Origin of the sequence: Bradyrhizobium sp. (assembly GCF_019242285.1) — a bacterium.
Taxonomy (GTDB): Bacteria; Pseudomonadota; Alphaproteobacteria; order Rhizobiales; family Xanthobacteraceae; genus Bradyrhizobium.
Map to the genome: position 1 here is coordinate 1 of NZ_JAFAVV010000156.1, position 6046 is coordinate 6046.

A 6046-nucleotide genomic window follows, 5' to 3' on the forward strand; every position below is an offset into this window, starting at 1 on the left:
AGGCGCGCCGGCGCGGGAAACGTTGCGCGAAAAACGCGATTAGCCGAGCGGACTCAAGGCGGTTGGCGCTGTCCAGTCCTCAATGCAAAAATATTTCTATTTCTATTTTTCAGAAACTGTGATTATTAGGCGCATCCCGCCTCCATCGGAGGGGCGTTTCGCGATCGTCACGGACGTGGGAAGCGGGATGCGGTGGACGCGATGGCGCGCGAGACGAGCGCGCTCATGGCGGACGGCGAAATCGTGTGGTCCTGGCGCCGCGACGCTGGCGTCAAGTTCGCAGGCGATGATCTTGCGGATGACGGGGGCAAGAAAGCCCGCTCCCCGGGGAGATCACGTATAAGCCGTAACCCATCGCGCGGGGAATGCCGGGATGTCTCGGCTGAACCTGTGGTGACTGCCGCCTGCGTTTCTTGTTGCAGGCGGGCCATGGGTGCGGCCAGCGCCCGGCATTCCCTGCGCCCTCTCGTGATGATGAGAGAGCGGTCTTCTCACAAAGCTCGGGCACATCATGCCGCGAGAACGCGGAGCCGTGTTTGCGGCGTCATCGACCGTCAAGAGCGCGCCACTAATGCGCGGGCGTCGTCTTCTTGGCCAAATTCGCCGGAGCCTGCGGCTTCACCGCGGTCGGCGGCGGCTTCATGGCTGCGGCCTGCGCAGGCAGATATTTGGCGACGATCGCCGGATCGATCTCGGACATGGTCGTATCCGGCAGGCGCTGCCAGACCTCGTCCATGCCGAACAGCGAGATGCCGATATAGCCGCGCAGCGTCAGCGACTGGCCGTCCGCGCTCAAGCTCATCTTGGCGTGGTAGACCTTGCCGTCACGCGGATCGAGGACGTTGCCTTCCTCGTATTTCAGCCCGTTCCGCTTCATGTCGCGGATGAAGGAGATGCCGAGCACCGGCGCATCCTTGCGGTCGTCAGTGCATTTGGAGCAGATCTCGTTCGCGCTGTCCTCGCCCGGCAGCGGAAACGTCTTGGCGATCACGCCTTCGAAGGTCCCGTTGTGATCGACCATCAGCACATAGATGACCGGCTTGCCCTTCTCGACCTTCTGCCACAGTCCCGCGGCCGAAGTATCCGCCGCGCGCACCGGCGCGGCGGCGATGATGGCGAGGCCGATCAGCGCCGCGAGCGTCAATTGAAATCGGGGTAGCGCGTTTCGCATCGTGACCACCTGACCAATGAATAAAGGAATGGCCGCAGACTACGGCCATTTCGAGGATCGCTCCAGTGTTCCCCCAGGGGTGAATGCGCGTGCCGTGAACGAGCGCAAGTTACAATTTGGTGAGAATCAGTTCACCCCGAGCTTCTTCTGCAGGCTCGACGAGGAGGTCGTGTATTGGAACACCAGCCGCTTGTCCGGATAGACGTAGCGATGCGCCTTCTGCGCCATCAGCGCGCCCTCGTGGAAGCCGCACAGGATCAGCTTGAGCTTGCCGGGATAGGTGTTGATATCGCCGATGGCGAAGATCCCGGGCACGCTGGTCTCGAATGCCGAGGTCTCGACCGGCACCAGGTTGTTCTCCAGCGCGAGGCCCCAGTTCGCCACCGGGCCGAGCTTCATGGTCAGGCCGAAGAACGGCAGCATGGTGTCGCACGCGATTCTGCTGATCGCGTTGTCGTTGCCCTTCATGGTGGCGCCGGCGAGCATGCCGCCCTCGCCTTCCAGCGCCGTGACCTGGCCGATCTTCAGGTCCATCTTGCCGGAGGCGACCAGCGCGCGCATCTGCTCGACGCTGTGCGGTGCTGCGCGGAAGTCGTCGCGACGGTGCAACAGCGTGACGCGCCTTGCGATCGGGTGCAGGTTCAGCGTCCAATCGAGCGCGGAATCGCCGCCGCCGACGATCAGGAGGCTCTTGTCGCGGAACTGCTCCATCTTGCGTACGGAGTAGAACACCGAGGTGCCCTCATAGGCCTCGATGCCCGGCACCGGCGGACGCTTCGGCTGGAACGAGCCGCCGCCCGCGGAGATCACCACGACCTTGCATTCGAACACCTTGCCGGCATCGGTGGTGACGCGAAACGCAGGCTCGCCGATCTTCTCGATCTTCTCCACCATCTCGCCGAGATGGAAGGTCGGATGGAACGGCTTGATCTGCTCCATCAACGCGTCCGTGAGGCCCTGGCCGGAAACCATGGGAATGCCGGGAATGTCGTAGATCGGCTTCTCCGGATAGAGCTCGGCGCACTGGCCGCCGATCTTGTCGAGAATGTCGACCAGATGCGCCTTCATGTCCAAAAGGCCCAGTTCGAACACGGCGAACAGCCCGCAGGGGCCCGCGCCGACAATCAGCACATCGGTCTTGATCGCTTCGCTCATATCGCTTCTTTTCGGTTTGCCGGCGCCCGGCAGCCCGTTTCCGGCAGCCCCTGGGCACGAATGCTCGGGCGCCTGTCTAGCCAAGGCGGCTTGCGGAGGAAAGCCATAATATGGCGGCGCCCCGCGGCCGCGGCCCTTGCCGATCTTCGGCGGCTGGGCTGTAACAGACGGCCAAGAGCCCGTTCGGAGACCTGCCCGTGAATGCCCCCCTGCGTGCCGATGCGACGCCGCACCTGGAAGACTTCCCCTATCGCCTCACCGACAATGTTCGCTACGGCGATCTCGATCCCAACCATCACGTCAACAACGCGGTCTACGCGACCTATTTCGAGACCGGCCGCGTCACGCTGATGAAGGACGGAAGCCGCGGCCTGATGCCACCGGGCCGAGGCTGGATGATGGTGCGGCTCGACATGCACTTCCGGGCCGAGCTGCGCTGGCCTGGCACGATCGAGCTCGGGCTCGGCGTCGCCAGGATGGGACGTACTTCCGTGACCTTCGACCAGGTGGTGTTCTCGCAAGGCAAATGCGTGGCCTCGGCGCAGTCGGTGAGCGTGTTCATCGATGAGGCGACCCACAGGCCGGTGCCGCTGACGGACGAGGTCATCGCCGCGCTCCGGCCCTGGATGCGCCGCGGCCTCGACCAACAATGAAGCGCGGTGGGCTGCTGCTTGGGCTGATCGCGGCGGGCGCGGCCGCGCTCTGTCGACCCGCGGCGGCGGAGGCCTTCCATCGCGAAGACCTGCACATCGCGATGACGGCGGCGGGCGACAAGGGCCTCGAGGCGCTGTTGATCCGCCCGGACGATTCCGCGCGACATCCGCTGGCCCTGATCAGCCACGGCACCGAAAGCGACGCGCAGAAGCGCAGCGATTTGACCCCCTACACGTTCTACCGGCAGGCCGTCGAATTCGCCCGCCGCGGCTTCGCCGCGTTGGTGCTGCTTCGCCGCGGCTACGGTGAATCCGGCGGCGTCTATGCCGAAGGCAGGAGCTGCTGCGAGGTCGAAACCTTCCTCAGATCGGCGCAGGCGAGCATCGCCGATCTGCGCACCGCGATCGCGGCCATGGAGCGACGCCCCGACGTGACGACGCGCGGCATGATCGCCGTCGGCGTGTCCTCGGGCGGACTGGCGACGCTGGCGCTGACCGCCGATCCGCCTCGCGGCCTCGCCGGTGCGATCAATTTCGCCGGCGGCATCCGCCGCTCCAACGCGAGCCCCGACGACGCGCGCGAGGCCGACGACCAGGCGGCGCTGGTCCAGACGTTCAAGAGCTTCGGCGAAAAATCGCGCGTTCCGACGCTCTGGATCTATGCCGCCAATGACAGCTATTTCGGCCCGGAGCTGGCGCGCCGATTGTTCGCCGCCTTCACCGCCGGCGGCGGCCGCGCCCAACTGATCGAGGCCCCAGCCTTCGGCAATGACGGCCATCATCTGTTCGCCGACGGCATCCCGCGCTGGACCGCACCGGTCGACGATTTCCTGCGTTCGCAAAAGCTCGAGAGTGACAACCTCCTCGCGGCACCCGCGCCGCCGGACCTGATGCCGCCCGTAAAACTCTCGGCGAGCGGCCGCACGGCTTTCGAGGAGTTTCTCACCCGCGGTCCGCACAAGGCGTTCGCGGTTTCGCCGCATGGCGGTTACGGCTACTGGACCGCCCGGCGGTCGGTCGAGGACGCCAAGCAGCGGGCACTATCGGCCTGCGCCGCACATGCGCCGGACTGTACGCTCTACGCGATCGACGATGCGCTGGCGGCGAGCGGGAGCGAGGGCCATTCCGATGGCCGCTGAGGGGACCTCAGGCCTGCCGTTCCGGGGTCGTAACGGTGAGTCCGTCGAGCTCGTCGGTCACCTTGATCTGGCAGGACAGGCGCGAGTTCGGCCGCACGTCGAAGCCGAAATCCAGCATGTCCTCCTCCATCGGCGAGGGCGGCCCGACCTTCTCGCGCCAGGCTTCATCGACATAGACATGGCAGGTCGCGCACGCACAGGCGCCGCCGCATTCGGCCTCGATGCCGGGAATGCCGTTGCGGATCGCCGCCTCCATGACGGTCGCGCCGTTCTCGACCTCGATGGTGCGGGTTTCGCCTTGATGGTCGACAAAATTGATCTTGGCCATGATTGCTCGTGCTGCGGTGAATGGGGGTCCGGGCTGTCCTATAACGGGTCGGTCCCTCCCGCGCCAGCGCTAGCCCAACATGCCCTCGATGGCGTCGCGGGCCTCGGCCACCGCTTCCTCGAGCTCGGCTGCGGCCTGCGACGGATCGCGCCGCGCGCCAATCGCGGTTTCCAGCGCCAGCGCATGGTCGGCGACGGCGAACGCGCCGACCGCGCGCGCCGACCCTTTCAGCGTATGCGCCAACGCGGCCGCCTCGGCCGGCGCCGCCAGGATGGCGCCGAGCAATCGGGCGGACTGCGCGAGGAACATCGAGAGCACCTCGCGCTCCAGGCGAATGTCGCCGAACGTCGCCCGTTCAAGGTGATCGAAATCGATCGGGCCGGAACAGGGGGCGAGCGGCGGAGACGGCATCCAGTCGATCCATTCCGGGTGAAACGACATCTCGCTGATCCGAATATCCCCACCTTTTGGGAAGGTCTGGGCGAGGTAGCCTACAACCAATCATGCGGGGGTTAACGGCCGGTTTCGCGGCGAATGCCGTAGTTTAGCCCATTTTTTGACGAAATGCCGTCGCAACTGGTGCGAGGCACGAGAATTGGCAAGAGTTTTAAGGCCCTTACCCGCGAGTTCTGTTAACGATGATTAAGATTGTATTAATCGGAGCCATTTCATTCAGGACATGCAGCCAATAGGATGGCCGACGGATGGAAGTGGGCAGCCGGCCGTTGGGCCGCGCGTGAGGTGCCATAGCGGCAGCAATTTTCGGTTTCAGGGCTTGCGAGGGGGCGCTCGCAGGCTTCGCCGGAATGCGTAGGAGAGGGCTCAGACTGAACATGGCGAACAATCCAAAGAAGGTGAAAGACCCCACTGAAGTGGCGCTTTCCGCCATTCAGGAAGCCTTGAACATCGACGCAACCAAGGATACGGGCCCGAGCTCCTCCGCACGCAACGAGCCACCCTCGCCGCCGCCGGCTTCTCCCCTCGGGGAACCGAACTTTGGCCCGAGCCTCGATCGCTCCTCAATGTTCGATTCGGCAATGGACGAACCGCCGCTGGTGGCTCGCCGGCCCGCCAACGACGATCGCGAGACCATCGGCCAGATACTGCAGGCGATCCAGAGTGGGCGTCCGGCTCGAAACATCTACACCCTCGCCACGATTTTCGCCGGCGTCTGGATCGTCGGCTGCACGCTCCTGACCGTCAGCTTCCTGTCCTCGCTGCAGGCGGCGCTCGGACAGGGCGCCGCAGGCGTGCTGGCGCTGGCCGGGCTCGCCGCGCTGTTCTTCGCGCCGGTCCTGCTGTTCTATTTCCTGGCAAGCCTAGCCTGGCGCGGTCAGGAACTGCGGATGATCGCGCAATCGATGGCGCAGGTCGCGATCCGCTTCTCCGAGCCCGAGGGTTCGGCGAGTGACTCGATGGTCACGATCGGCCAGGCCATCCGCCGCGAGGTCGCCGCGATGGGTGACGGCGTCGAGCGTGCGATCGCGCGCGCCGGCGAACTGGAAACCCTGGTCGCCAACGAGGTGGCGGCGCTGGAACGCGCCTATTCCGACAACGAGGTGCGCATCCGCGCGCTGCTGCAGGACATCGCCCATCAGCG

General features: G+C 65.3%; 6 protein-coding genes and 1 pseudogene. 3 read left to right on the top strand and 4 right to left on the bottom strand.

All coding sequences use genetic code 11. The annotated features are described in order from the left end of the window. Positions 1-568: 568 nt before the first annotated feature. Complete coding sequence (locus JOY90_RS05710; protein WP_291690177.1) at positions 569-1171, bottom strand: DUF2147 domain-containing protein; 603 nt, start codon at positions 1169-1171, stop codon at positions 569-571. A 126-nt stretch (positions 1172-1297) separates the two neighbouring features. Beyond that, on the bottom strand, positions 1298-2326 hold the full coding sequence (locus JOY90_RS05715; RefSeq protein ID WP_291690178.1) for an NAD(P)/FAD-dependent oxidoreductase: 1029 nt from the start codon (positions 2324-2326) through the stop codon (positions 1298-1300). Between the two features lie 197 nt (positions 2327-2523). On the opposite strand from JOY90_RS05715, the gene JOY90_RS05720 reads away from it, so the two are divergent. Next, on the top strand, positions 2524-2979 hold the full coding sequence (locus tag JOY90_RS05720) for a thioesterase family protein (RefSeq protein ID WP_291690179.1): 456 nt from the start codon (positions 2524-2526) through the stop codon (positions 2977-2979). Further along, complete coding sequence (locus JOY90_RS05725) at positions 2976-4118, top strand: dienelactone hydrolase (RefSeq protein WP_291690180.1); 1143 nt, start codon at positions 2976-2978, stop codon at positions 4116-4118. Before JOY90_RS05720 ends, JOY90_RS05725 begins: the two co-directional genes overlap by 4 nt. Positions 4119-4125: 7 nt before the next feature. Here JOY90_RS05725 and JOY90_RS05730 read toward each other — a convergent pair whose 3' ends face one another. Both JOY90_RS05730 and JOY90_RS05735 read right to left on the bottom strand, forming a co-directional pair. Beyond that, a complete protein-coding gene (locus JOY90_RS05730; RefSeq protein ID WP_291690181.1) occupies positions 4126-4446 on the bottom strand; it encodes a 2Fe-2S iron-sulfur cluster-binding protein in 321 nt (106 codons plus the stop codon). A 69-nt stretch (positions 4447-4515) separates the two neighbouring features. Next, a complete protein-coding gene (locus tag JOY90_RS05735; protein ID WP_291690182.1) occupies positions 4516-4887 on the bottom strand; it encodes an Hpt domain-containing protein in 372 nt (123 codons plus the stop codon). Positions 4888-5279: 392 nt separating this feature from the next. Here JOY90_RS05735 and JOY90_RS05740 point away from each other — a divergent pair. After that, positions 5280-6046, top strand: a pseudogene (locus JOY90_RS05740) (methyl-accepting chemotaxis protein); the annotation flags it as partial.

Coding starts and splice junctions, on each gene's coding strand:
- JOY90_RS05710 (WP_291690177.1), bottom strand. CDS start 1,171: ATGCGAAACGCGCTACCCCGATTTCAATTGACGCTCGCGGCGCTGATC.
- JOY90_RS05715 (WP_291690178.1), bottom strand. CDS start 2,326: ATGAGCGAAGCGATCAAGACCGATGTGCTGATTGTCGGCGCGGGCCCC.
- JOY90_RS05725 (WP_291690180.1), top strand. CDS start 2,976: ATGAAGCGCGGTGGGCTGCTGCTTGGGCTGATCGCGGCGGGCGCGGCC.
- JOY90_RS05730 (WP_291690181.1), bottom strand. CDS start 4,446: ATGGCCAAGATCAATTTTGTCGACCATCAAGGCGAAACCCGCACCATC.
- JOY90_RS05735 (WP_291690182.1), bottom strand. CDS start 4,887: ATGTCGTTTCACCCGGAATGGATCGACTGGATGCCGTCTCCGCCGCTC.